This window comes from Stenotrophomonas sp. ZAC14A_NAIMI4_1 (assembly GCF_003086915.1).
In the GTDB taxonomy this organism is placed as follows: Bacteria; Pseudomonadota; Gammaproteobacteria; order Xanthomonadales; family Xanthomonadaceae; genus Stenotrophomonas.
In genome coordinates, this window is the sequence record NZ_CP026002.1 from 4,474,830 (window position 1) to 4,491,411 (window position 16,582).

The window sequence follows — 16,582 nt, forward strand, 5'->3', positions numbered from 1 at the left end:
TCGATCAGGGAGAATCGGTCCGGTCCCTTCCAGCCGACGGGACGTCCTTACAACCCGCCGACTGGAGAGAGCGCGCGTGGAAGCAACCATCCATTTCATCAACAGCATCATCTGGAGCAAGGCACTCATCGCCGTGTGCCTGGGCGCCGGCCTGTTCTTCAGCCTGCGTACCCGCTTCATGCAGCTCCGCGGCTTCTTCGAGATGTGCCGCCTGACCGTCAGGGGCGAGAAATCCGAAGCCGGCGTGTCGTCCTTCCAGGCGCTGGCCATGTCGATGGCCGGCCGCATGGGCATCGGCAACATCGCCGGCGTGGCCACCGCCATCGCCTTCGGCGGCCCCGGCGCCATCTTCTGGATGTGGGTGATGGGCTTCTTTGGTGCGTCCACTTCGTATGTGGAGTGCACCCTGGCGCAGATCTACAAGACCAAGGATGCCGATGGCCGCTACCGCGGTGGCCCGGCGTACTACATCGAAAAGGCCATGGGCCTGAAGTGGTATGCGCTGGCCTTCGCCATCGCCACGATCATCGCCGCCGGCTTCCTGATGCCGGGCGTGCAGGCCAACGCCATCGCTGACAGCGTCATCAACGCCTGCCGTGGCACCGCCGTGTGCGGCCCGCTGGATGGCCAGATGCTGGGCATGAGCTCGGTCGAAGCGCTGAAGCTGGGCATCGGCATCGTCGTGGCGCTGCTGCTGGGCGTGGTCATCTTCGGTGGCGTCAAGCGCATCGCCAACTTCGCCGAAGTAGTTGTGCCGTTCATGGCGGCCGCCTTCATCCTGATGGCCATCGTCATCATGATCATCAACTACGACCGCGTGCCGGAAATGTTCGGCATCATCTTCGACAGCGCCTTCGGCACCCACGCGGCGTTCGGCGCGATGATGGGCCTGGCGGTGGAGTGGGGCATCAAGCGCGGCATCTACGCCAATGAAGCCGGCCAGGGCTCGGGCCCGCACGCCGCTGCTGCCTCCGAGGTTTCGCACCCGGCCAAGCAGGGCTACGTGCAGGCCTTCGCCATCTATTTCGACACCATGATGGTGTGCACCGCCACCGCGTTCCTGATCCTGGCCAGCGGCACCTACAACGTGTACTCGCCTGCGGGCGCCGACGCGCCGCCGATCTTCCAGGGCTTGGCAGGCATTCCGGAAGGTGCCGGCTACGCACAGGCGGGCGTGGAAGCGGTGCTGCCGGGCTGGGGCGCGGCGTTCGTCTCGATCGCCATCTTCTTCTTCGCCTTCACCACCATCATGGCCTATTACTACATGGCCGAAACCAACCTGACCTACGTCAACCACAACAAGAAGCGCCCGCTGACCGTGCTGGTGCTGCGCTTGGGCATCCTCGCCATGGTCGTGTTCGGCGCATTCCATAATGCGACCCTGGCCTGGGCGCTGGGTGACATCGGCGTGGGCCTGATGGCCTGGCTGAACATCATCGCCATCCTCATCGTGCAGAAGCCGGCCATGCTGGCCCTGCGTGACTACGAACGACAGAAGAAGCTGGGCCTGGATCCGACGTTCGACCCTGATGCCCTGGGCATCAAGAACGCCGACTTCTGGCGCCAGCGCAAGCAGGAGAATGTGTAAGTGAACAACCCCTGGAACAACCGCCGCCCGTCCGCCCGTCCGCCGCGCGCAACCCCGTTGCCGCGTCCGGAGGTGCCGGCCACGGGGGGTGGCGGTGGTGGCCGTGGCGGCAACGATGAGCTGCGCCTGTTCGGCCTGAACGCCGTGCTGGCCGCTTTCGAAGCGCGCCCGCAGGCGCTGCGCAAGCTGTACCTGCTGGAGGCGCGCATTCCGCGCCTGCAGCCGCTGCTGAAGTGGTGCGTGGCCAACCGCGTGGGGTACCGCGTGGTGGAAGACGGCGACCTGAACAAGCTGGCCGGCACCACCCATCATGAGGGCGTGGTGGCTGACGTGGTGCGCGCGCCGGTGCTGCCGCTGGCGCAGTGGCTGCAGCAGGTGGGCGACGGCCCGGCGCTGGCGCTGTGGCTGGATGGCGTGGGCAACCCGCACAACCTGGGCGCGATCCTGCGCTCGGCCGCGCACTTCGGCGCCAAGGCGCTGCTGCTGCCGGCCGGCAGCACGCTGGCGCTGTCCGGTGCCGCCGCGCGCGTGGCCGAAGGTGGCGCCGAGGCTCTGCCGCTGGTGCAGCTGCCCGGTGACGCAGATGCCATGGCGGCGCTGCGTGCGGCGGGCTTCGGCCTGGCTGCGACCCTGGTCGAGGGCGGCCAGGACGTGTTCCGTGCCGAGTTGCCCGCGCGCCTGGTGTACGTGATGGGTGCCGAGGGCGAGGGCATGGATCGCGCGCTGGCCAGCCAGTGCGACCAGCAGGTCTCCATCCCCGGCAGCGGCGCGGTGGAAAGCCTCAACGTCGCCTCGGCGACGGCGGTACTGCTGGCGCAGTGGGCCAGCCGTCACGGCTGAGTGCCCGGATCGGGGTCAGAGCCCTCGCCGCAGGCGAGGGCTCTGACCCCCGTCGATTGCCAAGCATGCTTTACAGCGCTGAAAGCGCGCTGGAAATTTGAAACTTTCCTCATAGGTCGGCCGTCGCCGGCGACGCAGGGTGGAACTCCATCCCTCGTTGTCCCCGGAGTGGCTGTCATGTCCCATCTGCAACGCACCTTGTCCGTGTCCCTGCTGCTGGCCAGCGCGCTGGCCAGTGCCAGTGCCTGCGCCAACGAACGCAGCCTGGAAAACGTCAACTTCATGGGGCCGTTGATCACCCCCAATCCCGCGGGCCTGCCGCAGGGCCGCTGGTTCCTCGAACCCTACCTGGTCCGCGTCGACAGCAACGCCCACTACGATGCCGACGGCGAGCGCCAGCGCAGCGCGCAGGACAGCGGCGCGTGGGCGGTGGTCATGCCGGTGATGTACGGCTTCAGCGACCGCCTGATGGGCCAGGTCAACCTCAGCGCGTCGCGGGCGGAGTCCGGCACCGCGCACAGTGGTGGCTTCCGCGCCGGCGATACCACCGCCCGCCTGCAGTACCTGCTGCAGGCGCCCAGTGCCGATGGCACCCGGCCTGCGGTTTCGCTGGCGGTGTCGCAGCGCTTCAGCACCGGCAGCCACGACCGCATCACCGGCAACCCCCTGGATGCGCAGGGCGATGGCGTGCAGCGCACCACCGTCGCGCTGGGTGTGCAGCAGGTGGTGTGGATGCCGAACGGGCGACCGCTGCGCTGGCGTGGGCAACTGATGGCCGGGCCGGCGCCGGCGCGTACGGCGCTGTCGGGCGCCAGCATCTACGGCACCGAAGCGGGCTTCCAGGGCCATATCGCGCGAGGCTCGGTGCTGGGCCTTTCGGTGGCCGGCGAGTACAGCTTCAACGACCGCTGGGTCGGGGTGATGGAACTTGCCGCCAGCCGCGAGACCGGCCAGCGCCTGATCGGCTTCATGCCCACCGCTGACGGGGGCGGGCGACGCATCGACGAACAGCGCCCGGCCAGCCGCTCGCTGTCGGTGGCGCCGGCGGTGGAGTACCACTTCAGCCCGTCGCTGGGGCTGATTGCCGGCGTCGAGATCACCTTGGCCGGGCGTAACACCGGCCGCATCATCAGCCCCCAGGTCGCCCTGGGCGTGTTCTTCTGAGGGGGCGGCCATGAGCATCGAATCGATCGTCAATGTCCTGCTGGGCATCATCTGGAGCCCCTGGCTGGTCGTGCTCTGCCTGCTGGCCGGCCTGTACTTCAGCGTGCGCACGCGCTTCATCCAGCTGCGCGCGCTGCCTGACATGCTGCGCCTGATGTTCCGCCACGAGCGCTCCGAGGCGGGCGTTTCGCCCTTCCAGGCGCTGTCGTTGTCACTGTCCAGCCGGGTCGGTGTCGGCAACATCGCCGGTGTCGCCATGGCCATCGCTTTTGGCGGCCCGGGGGCCATCTTCTGGATGTGGATCGTGGCCTTCCTCGGCGCCTCCAGTGCCTTCATCGAATCGACGCTGGCGCAGATCTACAAGGAGCGCGACGCCAGCGGCCAGTACCGGGGCGGCCCGGCCTACTACATCGAAAAGGGCCTGGGCCAGCGCTGGTATGCGGTGCTGTTTGCGCTGGTCACCGTGCTGGCGGGGGCGATGCTGGCCGGCACCCAGTCCAATGCCATCACCAGCGCGGTGAACGAGGCCTGGGGCATCCCGGTGGCGGGCACCACGGCGGTGCTGCTGGCTGTCCTTGCGGCGGTGCTGTACGGCGGCGTGCGCCGCATCGCCCGCGTTGCCGAGTGGGTGGTGCCGATCATGGCCGTGGCTTACCTGCTGGTCGCCGCCGTGGTCATGGTCATCAACGTCGACAGGGTTCCCGAGGTCTTCGCGCTGGTGCTGCGCAGTGCGTTCGGCGTGGACGCCGCGTTCGGCGCGATGATCGGCACCGCCATCCAGTGGGGCGTGCGTCGTGGCGTGCTGTCCAACGAGGCGGGCATGGGCAGTGGTGCGCATCCGGCCGCGGCGGCGGAAGTCTCGCATCCGGTCAAGCAGGGCCTGGTGCAGTCGTTCTCGGTCTACATCGACACCATGGTGGTGTGCAGCGCAACCGCGTTCCTGATCCTGTCGACCGGGCTGTACAACGTCTACGATCCGGCCGTGAACGGTGTGCCCGACGAGGCGCGCGTGCTGCTCGCCAACCTGCCGGGTGTCGAGGCCGGGCCGCGCTTCGTGCAGCATGCGGTGGAATCGGCGCTGCCGGGTTTCGGCAGGTCGTTCGTCGCGCTGGCGATCCTGCCGTTCGCGTTCACCACGATCCTGGCGCTGTACTACATGGCCGAAACCAATGTCAGCTACCTGTGCCGCGACCGCCCCGGGCGCGCGACGGTCACCGGTTTCCAGCTGCTGTTTCTGGGCGCAACCGGCTACTCGGCGGTCAATACCGCAACGGTGGCCTGGGCGCTGGGAGATATCGGCGTGGGCATGATGAGCTGGTTGAACATCATTGCGATCCTGCTGCTGCAAAGGCCCGCCCTGGCAGCACTGCGCGATTACGAACAGCAGAAGCGGCAGCAGCGTGATCCGTTGTTCAGGCCGCAGGCGATCGGCGTGCGCAATACGCGTGTCTGGGAGCGTTGAACGTAAGCGGGGTCAGAGCCCTCGCCCAAGGCGAGGGGTCTGACCCCGTGACTTCACCGCGACCGGGGTCGGATCCCTCGCGCATGCGAGGGCTCTGACCCCATCACTTCACCGCGTCACTCGTTCGGCGGCGTGGTGGCCTTGGCTTCGCTGCCGAAACTGCCATCGGCGTCGGCCGCCAGGTAGGCGAACACAGTGTAGGCGGCCACGTTCTGCGCCAGTGCCTTCGGGTCGATCTTGTCCAGGGTGTCGTCGGCGGTGTGGTGCAGGTGGAAGTAGTCCGACCCATCCTGCGCCAGCCACGCCCACGCGCCGCCCTTGGCGGCCAGCGGGCCGACATCCGGGCCCGGGCCACCCTTGTCGGCCATGTACTCGATGCCCAGCGGCTTCATCACCTCGGCAATCTGCCGGGTGGCGTCACGCGAGCCTTCCGGGTTCGGCGAGCCGGTGTTGAACGCGTAGATGCGGCCGGCACCGAAATCGCTCTCGGCGGCCAGCTGGTGCAGCGTCACGTCCTTGGCATGTGCCTCGGCGTACGCCTTGCCGCCATACAGGCCCTGTTCTTCGTTGGCGAAGGCGATCACGCGGATGGTGCGCTTGGGGGCCTGCTTGAGCTGGCCGATCAGGTGGCCGGCGGCCATGGTGATGCCCACGCCTGCGCCGTCATCCACGGCGCCGGTGCCCAGGTCCCAGGAATCGAGATGACCACCGATCACCACCACTTCCTTCGGCAGCGTACGCCCGGTGATTTCGCCGATCACGTTGTAGGAGGTCGCAGTGCCGTCCCAGCCGCAGTCCAGCGCCACCTTCAAGGTGGTGGTGCCACGGGCGACCAGGCGGGCCAGCTGGTCGGCATCGGGCACCGAGAGGGCGGCCGACGGCACCGGGGTCAGGCCATCATCGAAGCGGGTGATGCCGGTATGCGGCACGCGGTGCGAATCGGTACCGGCCGAGCGCATGAGGAAACCGACCGCGCCCTTGCGGATCGCCTCGGACGGGCCCTTGCTGCGGATCGCGCCGCCGCGGCCGTAGTCACGGCCGTCGCGGAACGGCAGCATCTGGTAATCAACGAAGGCGATCTTGCCCTTCAACGAACCTTCCGGTGCCGCCTGCAGCGCGGCGAGGTCGGCAAAACGCACCACCTCGGCCTCGACGTTGCCGCCGGGGCTGCCACCCAGGGCGGTGATCTGCAGCGGCTGCGGGTTCCTGCCGGTCACTGCGGCATGTTCACTGCGGCGCTCCCACTTGGGGAAGGTCACGGGCTCTTTCCACACCTTGTCGAAGCCGAGTGCCTTGAACTTGGCTTCGGCCCAGGCCACGGCGCGGGCGTCGGCTTCGCTGCCGGCGATGCGCGGGCCGATCTCGGTGGTCAGCGATTCAACCACCTTCCAGCCGGTGTCGTCGGCCAGTGCCTGGTCACGCAGTTGCGCAGCGGTGGCCAGCGAGGCCGGGGGCAGGGTGGTGGTGCGCGGCGCCGCGAAGGCCGGCGCGGCCAGCAGGGCGAGGGAGGATGCGATGGCAAGGACGCGGCGACGCATGGACAGCTCCGGGAAGGGAATCAGCCTTGGAGCTTAACAGTCGTTCAGTGCCGCGCATGGGCGGGAGGTCACGGTGGCGGCGAACGCTGTTTTCCGGCCATGAGCGGCAAAGCGGTAGCGCCGGGCCATGCCCGGCGAACGTCGACCAACCGCTGCGCTCGCCGGGCACGGCCCGGCGCTACCTTGACGACTGTCCGGCGCAGTCGAGCACGGCTCGACTCTCCAGGTACGCGGGGCGCGCGATGGCGCCCGGCACCTTACTTCTTCAGGCTGTCGCGGATCTCGCGCAGCAGCACCACTTCTTCCTTCGGTGCGGCCGGGGCGGCATCCTTCTTGCGCGAGAGGCGGTTGATCACCTTGATCACCATGAAGATGGCGAAGGCCACGATGATGAACTGCACCAGCGTGTTGAGGAAATCACCGTAGCCGATCACCACCGCCGGAATTTCCTTGCCATCCGGCCCGATGCTGGCGGCCGACAACGTCCACGCCAGATCGGAGAAATCGACCTTGCCAATCAGCATGCCCAGCGGCGGCATGATGATCTTTTCCACCAGGGCGGTGACGATCTTGCCGAAGGCCGCGCCAATGACCACGCCGACGGCGAGGTCGATGACGTTGCCGCGCATCGCGAATTCCTTGAACTCGGTGAGCATTCCCATTCTTGTTCTTCTCCTGAGGGCGAGGGATCGAGCGCAGGTTAACGCAGCGGATGTCAGCCTGCGATGACGCCGTGGCGTTCGGCCACGTTTTCCAGTCGTGCACTGAAACGGTCGCCCGGCTTCAATGCGGCCACGCCCGACGGCGTGCCCATGAACACCAGGTCGCCGGCGCGCAGCTGCCACAGCTTGGACAGCTCATGCAGGATTTCCGGCACGTTCCAGATCATCTGGTCGAGCAGCGATTGCTGGCGCACTTCGCCGTTCACTTCCAGCGACAGGTTCAAGGCGGCCAGGTCGCCCACTTCACCGGCGTGCACGATCTCGCTGATCGGTGCGGAGGCATCGAAGCCCTTGGCCGAATCCCACGGGTGGCCCTTTTCCTTGGCGGCGGCCTGCAGGTCGCGGCGGGTCAGGTCCAGGCCGACGGCGTAACCATAGATGAGCGCATCGGCATCGGCCACGGCCAGCTCGCCGGCGGGCGCATCCACGCCGATCGCCACCACCAGCTCCACTTCGTGGTGCAGGTTGCCGGTGGCGGGGGGATAGGGGATTACATCGTCGTGGCCGACCACGATGGCATCGGCCGGCTTGCAGAAGAACATCGGGCGGCCGCGATCGTCGGCCGCCGGCACTGCAGCACCCATCTCACGCGCATGGTCGGCGAAGTTGCGGCCGACGCAGTAGATGCGGTGGACCGGGAAGGTGCCACCGCCCACCACCGGTACGCGCGGCACGGCGGGGGCAGGGATCACATCGGAAGCAACGGCAGTGGACATGCGGGGGTTCCAGTAGGAAGGCCCCTGCAGTCTAGAACGGTGCGGCGCCCACGTCAGCGGGCGAACGCATCAGCGCGACATCGGCAAAGCTGACTTGCGCACCACGCGGTATTCGCCTTCCACCACGTTGGCATCCGCCGCACGGCGCGTGACGCTGGGCTTGCGCGACGCCAGCAGCTTCCACGCCAGGCCGATCAGGATCATCGCCGCACCGACGAACACGCCGATGAACACCATCGCTGCCAGGATCGCCAGGCCGAGCAGGCCCACGGCAACGCGCACCAGCGGGTGGCGCGGCTTGCGCGGCGCGAACAGGGTGCGGAACTGGTTGAAGGCGGAAGCGCGAGTAAACATGGCGGCTCGATAGGGCTGGGATCAGCGAAACCAGAGTATCGGGATGCGCCACTGTCATTGAGTGAAAAACTCGTTAAATATAGCCTTTGCTTATTACGGATCAATGACTTGTGTTCATGTCGCAGCCAGTCATATGAGCGGCCGTGCGACAATCCGGTTTTCCGCAAGAGCCTTCCGCCATGACTGCCGCCGCTGCCTTGATCGCCCTTGATGCCCTTGCCGACGGGGCCTTTGCCGAGGTCGAAGCGGTGGTCGAGGGCGATGCCGAATCGCTGGTGCTGTACCGCGATGGCGCGCAGGTGCGTGCATTCCTGAACATCTGCCCGCACGCCGGCCGCCGCCTCGACTGGGCTCCCGGCCAGTTCCTGAAGAGCCGTGAAGGCCACCTGGTGTGTGCTGCGCACGGCGCCTCGTTCGCGCTGGACAGCGGCGACTGCATTGCCGGCCCCTGCAAGGGCGACCGCCTGCGCGCGGTGCCGGTGGATATCCGCGACGGCCAGGTCTACCTGGCCTGAGGCCAGCGTCGGGGTCGGATCCGTTTTCCGCAGGAAAACGGCTCTGACCCCATCGGGGCGTCAGGGTAGAAGTAGAAGCATCCACGCATGGCGTGGATCTACTGTCGACCAAGGTCGACACCTACCAGAGCACAGCCCGATTCCGACAGATCGCGGCCAGTAGATCCACGCCATGCGTGGATGGAACCAGTCAGATATCGAATTTCAGATTGGGGTCAGAGCCCGTTGCGCAGCAACGGGATCCGACCCTGTGCCGACCAACGGTCGGCACCCACCAAACCCGTGGTGGTCCGCACCTTCTGCAGGTGCAGGGCTCAGAACATCAGGTTGATCATCACCACCACCACCAGCGTGTAGATCAGCGACAGCGGTCCGCCGACCCGCCACATCTCGCGCGGGGTGTAGTTGGCCGGGCCGGTGATCATCGAAATCACCGGGTTGGAGGCCGTCATCAGGTTGTTGGACGCTGACAACGCCACGATCAGCGCGAACGCAGTCGGATTGCCACCCGCCGCCAGTGCCAGGTTCACCGCGATGGGCACCATCACGATCGTCGCGCCCACGTGGCTGATCACCAGCGAGAACACCGTGGTCAGCAGTGCCAGCGCAAGCTCCAGCACCCAGATCGGGATGCCGGTCGGCAGCTTGTCGATCGTGTGGCCGGCCACCCAGGCCGCCGCGCCGCTGGAATCCATTGCCCAGCCGAGCGGAATCAGCCCGGCCATCATGAATACCGTCTTCCAGTTGATCGAGGCGTAGGCCTCGTCCATGCGCAGCACGCCGGTCAGCAGCATGCCGGCCACGCCGGTCATCAGGGTCAGCGCCACCGGCAGCTTGCTGGTCAGCGCGATCAGGATGGTCAGCGCGAAGATCGCCATCGCGATCTTGAACTTGTGCGGGCGCTGCTCGCCGGTCGGGTAGTCGGTCACCACCACGAAGTCGCGGCTCTTCGCGGCCTGCGCCAGGTCGGTCCAGATGCTGTGGAAGACCAGCATGTCACCGGCGCGCAGCTGCACGTCGCGCACGTCCTCGCGGATCACCTGCTTGTCGCGGTTGATCGCCAGCAGGCTGATGCCGCGCTCCTTGCGCAGGCGCAGATCGGCCGCGCTCTTGCCGATCACGTTGGAGGTCGGCGGCACCACTGCCTCGGAAATACCGGCGCGGCTGGGGTTGAACAGGTCGCCCAGGTGCTTCAGCCGCGAGGACATGCGCAGGAACTGGTTCTGCGCGAAATCGTGCACGTCCTGGCGCGGGCCCATCGCGCCCAGCACGCTGCCCACCCAGATGCGCATCTCCGCCGGCGGTGCCAAGCGGGTGTCGTTGCCGGTCTTCAGCGCCAGCAGCAGCGGCGCATCATGCAGGGTCTCGGCCTCGCCCAGGGTCATGCCCACCAGCGGGCTTTCGGCGGTGACCATCAGCTCGAACACATCGCCTTCGATGCCGTAGGTCTTGGCGAAGTAGCTCTCGGTGCGTGCCGGGGTCACCCCGTCATTGACCAGGCTTTCCTCTTCGATCAGCTTGCGGTCGCCGTAGTAGCGGAAATACAGCAGCGAGGCGATCAGCAGGGCCACGCCGATCGGCAGCGGCGCGAACATGCGCAGCGGCTCGATGGTCGCCAGGCCCGAGGGCAGGTTGTTGTTGGCCGAGGCCAGCAGATCGTTCAGCAGGATCAGCGGCGAGTTGCCGACCATGGTCAGCGCGCCGCCCATCACGATCGCTGCCGAGATCGGCAGCAGCAGCCGTTGCAGGGTCAGGCCGGTGCGCGCGACCAGCCGCGAGGCGACCGGCAGGTACAGCGCCATCACCGAGGGGTTCTGCATGAAGGACGAGTTCAGGCCGGCGATGGCCATGGTCATCATCATCAACCGCTGCTCGATGCCGTGGCCGCGCCGCAGCAGCCACGCGGCCAGCCGGTTCAGCGCCCCGGTGCGGTCCAGGCCCGCACCGAGGATGGTGGTGGCGATGATGCTCATCACCGCGTTACCCGAGAAGCCACCGAAGATTTCCTCCGGGGCGATCAGGCCGGTGACGCCGAGCACCACCAGCACCACCAGCGCGACGACGTCGGCGCGGATGCGCTCGAACAGGAACATCGCCATCGTGAAGCCGACCAGCCCGAGCACGAGCTTCATGTCGTTGGTCAGCGTCAGCGCGGTATCCATGTGGGGCGCAGCGTCCTCGGGCGTGGGTCAGGTGCGGTCGTACAGCAGGTCCCAGACGCCGTGGCCGAGCTTCTGGCCGCGGGTCTCGAAGTGCGTCTGCGGGCGCCAGTCCGGGCGCGGCACGCTGCCACGCGGGCCGGCACGGTTGGCCAGGCCGGCGGTGGCGTCGAGCACGTCCCACATCTGCTCGGCGTAGTCTTCCCAGTCGGTGGCGCAGTGCAGGCGGCCACCCGGGCGCAGCTTGCGCACGATCAGTTCGGCAAAAGCCGGCTGCAGCAGGCGGCGCTTGTTGTGGCGCTTCTTGTGCCACGGGTCCGGGAAGTAGATGCGCACTTCATCCAGCGCACCGTCGGCGATCTCGTTCTGCAGCACTTCCACCGCATCGTGGTGGTACAGGCGCACGTGGTCGGCGTTGTCATCGGCCAGCGCGTTCAGCAGGCGGCCAACACCCGGCGCATGCACTTCGATGCCGATGTAGTCGCGCGACGGATCGTGCTGCGCGGCGAAGCGCAGGGCTGCACCGTTGCCGAAGCCGATTTCCAGCACTTTGTGCGCCGGGCGGCCGAAGGTGGCGTCCAGGTCGCGCGGCTGGCCGTTGTAGTCGATGCCGAAGCGCGGCCAGCGTTCGTCGAACGCGCGCTGCTGGGCGGGGGTGAAGCGGCCCTGGCGCAGCACGAAGCTGCGCACCTCGCGGCGGCCCTCGCTCACGGTGAAGGGCTTGGGCGGGGCCTTGGAGCCGGCGCTGTCAAATGGATTGGTCATCAGCCGATCAGCCCATCCACCGGGGAGGAGGCGCTGGCGTAGCGCTTGCGCGGGATGCGCCCGGCCAGGAAGGCCTCGCGGCCGGCTTCCACGGCCTTGCGCATGGCGCTGGCCATCAGCACCGGGTGGCGCGCACCGGCGATGGCGGTGTTCATCAGCACGCCGTCGCAGCCCAGCTCCATCGCAATGGCGGCATCGGAGGCGGTGCCCACGCCGGCGTCGACGATGATCGGCACCTTGGCGTCTTCGATGATCTGCAGCAGGTTGTACTTGTTCTGGATGCCCAGGCCCGAGCCGATCGGCGCGGCCAGTGGCATCACCGCAGCGCAGCCGATCTCTTCCAGGCGCTTGGCCAGGATCGGGTCATCGGAGGTGTAGACCATCACCTCGAAGCCGTCCTTGACCAGCTGCTCGGCGGCCTTGAGGGTCTGCACCACGTCCGGGTACAGCGACTTCTGGTCGCCCAGCACTTCCAGCTTGGTCAGGTTGTGGCCGTCCAGCAGCTCGCGGGCCAGGCGGCAGGTGCGCACGGCGTCTTCGGCGGTGTAGCAGCCGGCGGTGTTGGGCAGGATGGTGTAGCGGTCCGGCGGCAGCACGTCCAGCAGGTTCGGTTCGCCAGGGTTCTGGCCGATGTTCGTGCGGCGGATGGCCACGGTGACGATCTGGGCGCCAGCGGCCTCGGTGGCCAGGCGGGTTTCTTCCAGGTCCTTGAACTTGCCGGTGCCGGTCAGCAGCCGCGAGCCATAGGTCTTGCCGGCGATCACCAGCGAATCGGGGGAGACAGGGAGGTTCATGACGCGATTATCGCTTATCCGCCTGAAGATGGGGTCACGCAGGAAGCAGGGTCGGATCCCTTTGCCCGCGGCAAACGGCTCTGACCCGCTGCTGGGTGGTTCGGGGTCAGAGCCCCTCGCGATGCGATGGGATCCGACTCCTGGACCTCACCCGCCGCCGAGCGCGTGCACGATCTCCACCACGTCACCCTCGGCCAGCACGTGCTCGCCATGGCGGCTGCGGCTGACGATCTCGCCATTCACTTCCACCGCCACCCGGCGCTGCAGCAGCTGCTCGGTGGCGAGCAGGTCCAGGAGGGTCGCCGAAGCGGGCAGGGTGCGGGGTTCGCCATTGAGCTGGATGTTCATCCACGCATTGTCGCTTATGGCCCGTCAGGATCGGAACCGTCGCCTCCGTGCGCCGCACGCCATCTCCGGCACAGCCCGCCAGCGCAGTCTCAGGCGACAATTCATGCCGCGGCGCAGCGTGAGCAATCGGCGACACGGTGAAACCATTCACCGTGCGCCGGCGTACGTGTGCGCCGGATCCCCAACATTTCCCCCCAGGAGTTCTACATGCTGCTCAGCAAACGCCCGATCCGCTCCCTGATGGCGGCCGCGATCGCGCTCGCCGCGCTGCCGGCCATGGCAGGCGAATCCCCGTTCACCCGCACCGTGTTCTTCGGCGACAGCCTGACCGACAGCGGCTACTTCCGTCCGCTGCTGCCGGCCGACGTGCGCCCGGTCACCGGCCAGTCCACCACCAACCCGGGCTGGGAATGGGCGCAGTTCGTGGCCGATTACTACGGCACCAACGCCAGCCCCAACGGCAACGGCCAGAACGGTGACAACTACGCCGTCGGCGGCGCCCGCGTGGGCGTCGACCTGACCCAGCCGGCGCTCGGCAACGTCGCCGTGCCCTCGCTGAAGACGCAGATGGCCAACTACCTGGCCGCCAACGGCGGCAAGGCCGACCCGAACGCCCTGTACACCGTGTGGGGCGGCGCCAACGACCTGTTCTCGATCACCGCCCCGGCCCAGGCACCGGCCGTCATCGGCGCGGCGGTCACCACCCAGATCGGCATCGTGTCCAGCCTGAAGCAGGCCGGTGCAGAGTACGTGCTGGTGCCCAACCTGCCTGATATTGGTTCCACCCCGGGCTTCATCGATCGTGGCGCCGCGGCGCGCGCACAGGGCACCGCCCTGTCCAACGCCTACAACAACGCGCTGTACGGTGGCCTGAAGCAGGCCGGCATCGAGTTCATCCCGCTCGATACCTACACCCTGCTCCGCGAAATCATCGCCAACCCGGGCATGTACGGCTTCAGCAATGTCACCGGTCGCGCCTGCCTGGTGGCCTCGTCGCTGACCTGCAGCCCGCTGGCCTATGTGCGCCCGGATGCGGCCAGCACCTACCTGTTCGCCGATGACGTGCACCCGACCACGGCCGCGCACCAGATGCTGGGCCAGTACGCCATCTCGATCCTGGAAGGCCCGCGCCTGCAGCAGATCCTGACCCACTCGGCGCAGACCATCGGCCGTTCGCGCGCCGACCAGGTCAGCCTGCACCAGGCCGGCCGTCCGGCCGATGGCATGTCCTGGTGGGGCGGCGTGCGCGGCGACATGCAGCGCTACGACCACGCCGACGTGTATGACGGCCTGGCGCCGGCCGGCCTGTTCGGTGTCGACTGGGCACGTGACGGCATGGTCTTCGGCGGCTTCGCCGGTTTCGGCCGCATGAACGCCGACTTCGGCAACAGCCGTGGCGACTTCACCCAGAAGGACACCACCGCCGGCCTGTTCGCGGGCTGGTACGGCGACCGCATCTGGGTCAACGGCCAGGTCAGCTACACTTGGCTGTCGTATGACGTGAACCGCAAGGTCCAGCTCGGCCCGGCCACCCGTGAACACGGCGGCTCGCCGGACGGCAGCAACCTGACCGCCGCCCTGAACGCCGGTTACGAGTTCGGCACCGAAGGCGGCTTCCGCCACGGCCCGATCGCCTCGGTGATCTGGCAGAAGGTGAAGATCGACGGCTACACCGAAACCGCCGATGCCAACACCCTGGCCACCGCCCTGGGCTATGGCAAGCAGGACGTCGATTCCACCGTGGGCCGCATCGGCTGGCAGGCCCGCTTCGATGGCGGCAGCGTCAAGCCGTACGTGCAGGTGACCTACGACCACGAGTTCGAGGACACCAAGCAGGCCAGCGCATGGGTGCAGAGCCTGCCGGACGTGGGCATGTACCGCGTGCCGGGCATGGACTTCGACAAGAACTATGCAACCGCCATCTTCGGCGCGCGCATGGAGCTGTTCGGCCTGCAGAGCAACATCGGCCTGAGTGCCACCACCCTGCAGAAGCGTGCGCAGGACGCCACGCTGTTCGCCAACTTCAGCGGCAGCTTCTGATCCAGGGCGGGGTCGGATCCCTTTCCACGAGGAAAGGGCTCTGACGTTGTTGATCCAAGGCGGGGTCGGATCCCTTTCCGCAGGAAAGGGCTCTGACCCCATTGCCCAACACCGGCCCCTGCGCATAGACTTTCACCCTGCAATGCGGGCGTAGCTCAATGGTAGAGCTGTAGCTTCCCAAGCTACTGACGAGGGTTCGATTCCCTTCGCCCGCTCCATGTCTCCCAGTGGTTCTTCCGCGCATGGATCCCGGTCGTGATGATCGGTGAACGCCTCGAACAGGCCTGCGCTTCGCGAATATCCTGTGCCGAATCAACCGTGTCCGGGCCCATTGCCTGGGGCCGTGTTGAACGCTTGAATGGTGCACGGATGCTGATGCGATGCCCGGATGACTGCTGATCGAACCACGCTCCGTCGCTTTGCCCAATGGTTGCCGTTGCTGGCGTGGGTGGCCATCTGCGTCGCCTGGTGGTCACCGTTGGGCGTGGTGGTCGGCCTTGCCGTGTGCGTTGTGCTGGGAGTCGTGCTGCAGCGCCTTGACCTGGTCGGTGATGCCGTCGGCGGCGCACGGCTGCGTTCGGAGTTGCCAAGGCGCCTGGCCGAGCGTCCCCCCACGCATGACGTGCTGCTGGAATCGGCTGAAGTGGGCATGGGCGGGCCTGTTTACAGCATCCAGATGCTGCGCGATGGCGCCATCGTCGAAGGGGTAGCCACCCTTGGCAGCAACGAAGCCAGCTGTGAATGGACGTCGCTGCCGGGCAGCGCGCTGCGCCTGTCCACCGGCTCTGTCGACCGGAACGAGGGGGTGATCGTCTACGACGAGCAGCACAAGGTGGTGCACCTGCTGGCCGTCGCTCCAAGCGTGCTCGCGCAGGAACTGGGGGCTCGTCGGCAATCCGATGGCGATGCGGCGGCGGCATCGTGGCTGCACAGCCTGCCTTGCCGCCTGATCCAGCTGCATCCCTGTCGAGGTCTATGGCTGGCGGAGGGGCACCCGGCACTGGCTGCAGGCGTGCCGAAGGCGCTTCGCCACGTCCTGCCCGACACCCGGGTCCTGCAGGCCATCCCCATGCTTCCCGAGGATCTGCGCCTGACCGCGCATCCGGCCCTGTTCACGCGACTCTGTCCGTACTCGCTTCACTTCGACGGTGAGGCCACGGGCTGCCATGTGTGCGATCTGGAGACGGTGATCGCCAGCCCGTCGGGACGATGCGTGGTGGTAGCGGGCAGCGTGATCGATGCGGATCTGCGTCCCCAGCAGAGCGTGTGGCTCATTTATTGGCGGGGGCGTTGGCAGGCCATCGCCGGCCATGCCGTGGGCGGTCGTGGCAAGGCCAGGAGCGTGGCCTGGATCGATGTGATCGAGGTGGGTGATGACGGCACGCTTCATGGCGAAGCCCATGAAGATCACTGGGTGGCCGATGCCATCACACGGATCCCCACGCCGCACACGGCACTGGAACTGCCCGTGGAGTGGCGGCAAACCGGGCTGGCCCTGCGGGTCCGCGACGGACGCTTCACGCTGCGCCTTCCCTGATCTGCGGCAGCACGTCGCGGAGCATCATCCTGCCGCCACA

The 16,582-nt window shown here is 67.3% G+C and carries 15 protein-coding genes and 1 tRNA gene; 8 read left to right on the forward strand and 8 right to left on the reverse strand.

Annotation, left to right across the window (positions count from 1 at the left end):
• The first annotated feature begins 76 nt into the window (after positions 1–76).
• From C1926_RS20440 to C1926_RS20455, 4 genes are all read left to right on the forward strand, one after another.
• A complete protein-coding gene (locus C1926_RS20440; RefSeq protein WP_108760470.1) occupies positions 77–1,588 on the forward strand; it encodes an alanine/glycine:cation symporter family protein in 1,512 nt (503 codons plus the stop codon).
• Positions 1,589–2,428: a TrmH family RNA methyltransferase gene (locus tag C1926_RS20445; protein WP_108760471.1), complete on the forward strand. Its 840-nt coding sequence runs from the start codon at positions 1,589–1,591 to the stop codon at positions 2,426–2,428.
• A gap of 177 nt (positions 2,429–2,605) precedes the next feature.
• Complete coding sequence (locus C1926_RS20450; protein ID WP_108760472.1) at positions 2,606–3,592, forward strand: hypothetical protein; 987 nt, start codon at positions 2,606–2,608, stop codon at positions 3,590–3,592.
• A 10-nt stretch (positions 3,593–3,602) separates the two neighbouring features.
• The gene (locus tag C1926_RS20455) at positions 3,603–5,054 is read left to right on the forward strand and encodes an alanine/glycine:cation symporter family protein (RefSeq protein WP_108760473.1); all 1,452 of its coding nucleotides are present in this window, start codon (positions 3,603–3,605) and stop codon (positions 5,052–5,054) included.
• Between the two features lie 116 nt (positions 5,055–5,170).
• Here C1926_RS20455 and C1926_RS20460 read toward each other — a convergent pair whose 3' ends face one another.
• The 4 genes from C1926_RS20460 to C1926_RS20475 form a co-directional block, all read right to left on the reverse strand.
• Positions 5,171–6,592 (reverse strand): M28 family peptidase, encoded by a 1,422-nt coding sequence (locus C1926_RS20460; protein ID WP_108760474.1) that lies wholly within the window; start codon positions 6,590–6,592, stop codon positions 5,171–5,173.
• 257 nt (positions 6,593–6,849) lie between these two features.
• A complete protein-coding gene (mscL, locus tag C1926_RS20465; RefSeq protein ID WP_079222971.1) occupies positions 6,850–7,254 on the reverse strand; it encodes a large-conductance mechanosensitive channel protein MscL in 405 nt (134 codons plus the stop codon).
• A 53-nt stretch (positions 7,255–7,307) separates the two neighbouring features.
• Entirely contained in the window at positions 7,308–8,030 is a 723-nt protein-coding gene (locus C1926_RS20470) for a fumarylacetoacetate hydrolase family protein (protein ID WP_108760475.1), read from the reverse strand.
• Positions 8,031–8,099: 69 nt separating this feature from the next.
• Positions 8,100–8,384 carry a hypothetical protein gene (locus C1926_RS20475; RefSeq protein ID WP_079222969.1) on the reverse strand — a complete coding sequence of 95 codons (285 nt, stop codon included), beginning with the start codon at positions 8,382–8,384 and terminating at the stop codon, positions 8,100–8,102.
• Between the two features lie 179 nt (positions 8,385–8,563).
• Between C1926_RS20475 and C1926_RS20480 the strand changes: the two genes are divergently transcribed.
• Entirely contained in the window at positions 8,564–8,899 is a 336-nt protein-coding gene (locus tag C1926_RS20480) for a Rieske (2Fe-2S) protein (RefSeq protein WP_079222968.1), read from the forward strand.
• Between the two features lie 314 nt (positions 8,900–9,213).
• Here C1926_RS20480 and C1926_RS20485 read toward each other — a convergent pair whose 3' ends face one another.
• The 4 genes from C1926_RS20485 to thiS form a co-directional block, all read right to left on the reverse strand.
• A complete protein-coding gene (locus C1926_RS20485) occupies positions 9,214–11,061 on the reverse strand; it encodes an SLC13 family permease (protein WP_108760476.1) in 1,848 nt (615 codons plus the stop codon).
• Between the two features lie 27 nt (positions 11,062–11,088).
• Positions 11,089–11,823: a tRNA (guanosine(46)-N7)-methyltransferase TrmB gene (trmB, locus tag C1926_RS20490; RefSeq protein WP_108760477.1), complete on the reverse strand. Its 735-nt coding sequence runs from the start codon at positions 11,821–11,823 to the stop codon at positions 11,089–11,091.
• Positions 11,823–12,617, reverse strand: a complete 795-nt coding sequence (locus C1926_RS20495; RefSeq protein WP_079222965.1) for a thiazole synthase — start codon at positions 12,615–12,617, stop codon at positions 11,823–11,825. The genes trmB and C1926_RS20495 overlap by 1 nt, the downstream gene beginning before the upstream one ends.
• A gap of 147 nt (positions 12,618–12,764) precedes the next feature.
• Complete coding sequence (thiS, locus tag C1926_RS21745; protein WP_108747263.1) at positions 12,765–12,965, reverse strand: sulfur carrier protein ThiS; 201 nt, start codon at positions 12,963–12,965, stop codon at positions 12,765–12,767.
• Between the two features lie 207 nt (positions 12,966–13,172).
• Here thiS and C1926_RS20505 point away from each other — a divergent pair, with 207 nt between their 5' ends.
• From C1926_RS20505 to C1926_RS20515, 3 genes are all read left to right on the forward strand, one after another.
• A complete protein-coding gene (locus C1926_RS20505; RefSeq protein WP_108760478.1) occupies positions 13,173–15,005 on the forward strand; it encodes an autotransporter domain-containing protein in 1,833 nt (610 codons plus the stop codon).
• Positions 15,006–15,149: 144 nt separating this feature from the next.
• Positions 15,150–15,223: transfer RNA gene (locus C1926_RS20510), tRNA-Gly, on the forward strand.
• A gap of 170 nt (positions 15,224–15,393) precedes the next feature.
• The gene (locus C1926_RS20515; RefSeq protein ID WP_108760479.1) at positions 15,394–16,542 is read left to right on the forward strand and encodes a hypothetical protein; all 1,149 of its coding nucleotides are present in this window, start codon (positions 15,394–15,396) and stop codon (positions 16,540–16,542) included.
• The last annotated feature ends 40 nt before the right edge of the window (positions 16,543–16,582 follow it).

What these genes read in the sequence shown, in the direction of transcription:
- C1926_RS20495 (WP_079222965.1), bottom strand. Translation starts at nt 12,617, where the DNA reads ATGAACCTCCCTGTCTCCCCCGATTCGCTGGTGATCGCCGGCAAGACC.
- mscL (WP_079222971.1), bottom strand. Translation starts at nt 7,254, where the DNA reads ATGGGAATGCTCACCGAGTTCAAGGAATTCGCGATGCGCGGCAACGTC.
- C1926_RS20470 (WP_108760475.1), bottom strand. Translation starts at nt 8,030, where the DNA reads ATGTCCACTGCCGTTGCTTCCGATGTGATCCCTGCCCCCGCCGTGCCG.
- C1926_RS20460 (WP_108760474.1), bottom strand. Translation starts at nt 6,592, where the DNA reads ATGCGTCGCCGCGTCCTTGCCATCGCATCCTCCCTCGCCCTGCTGGCC.
- trmB (WP_108760477.1), bottom strand. Translation starts at nt 11,823, where the DNA reads ATGACCAATCCATTTGACAGCGCCGGCTCCAAGGCCCCGCCCAAGCCC.
- thiS (WP_108747263.1), bottom strand. Translation starts at nt 12,965, where the DNA reads ATGAACATCCAGCTCAATGGCGAACCCCGCACCCTGCCCGCTTCGGCG.
- C1926_RS20450 (WP_108760472.1), top strand. Translation starts at nt 2,606, where the DNA reads ATGTCCCATCTGCAACGCACCTTGTCCGTGTCCCTGCTGCTGGCCAGC.
- C1926_RS20480 (WP_079222968.1), top strand. Translation starts at nt 8,564, where the DNA reads ATGACTGCCGCCGCTGCCTTGATCGCCCTTGATGCCCTTGCCGACGGG.
- C1926_RS20475 (WP_079222969.1), bottom strand. Translation starts at nt 8,384, where the DNA reads ATGTTTACTCGCGCTTCCGCCTTCAACCAGTTCCGCACCCTGTTCGCG.
- C1926_RS20505 (WP_108760478.1), top strand. Translation starts at nt 13,173, where the DNA reads ATGCTGCTCAGCAAACGCCCGATCCGCTCCCTGATGGCGGCCGCGATC.
- C1926_RS20455 (WP_108760473.1), top strand. Translation starts at nt 3,603, where the DNA reads ATGAGCATCGAATCGATCGTCAATGTCCTGCTGGGCATCATCTGGAGC.
- C1926_RS20485 (WP_108760476.1), bottom strand. Translation starts at nt 11,061, where the DNA reads ATGGATACCGCGCTGACGCTGACCAACGACATGAAGCTCGTGCTCGGG.
- C1926_RS20515 (WP_108760479.1), top strand. Translation starts at nt 15,394, where the DNA reads ATGACTGCTGATCGAACCACGCTCCGTCGCTTTGCCCAATGGTTGCCG.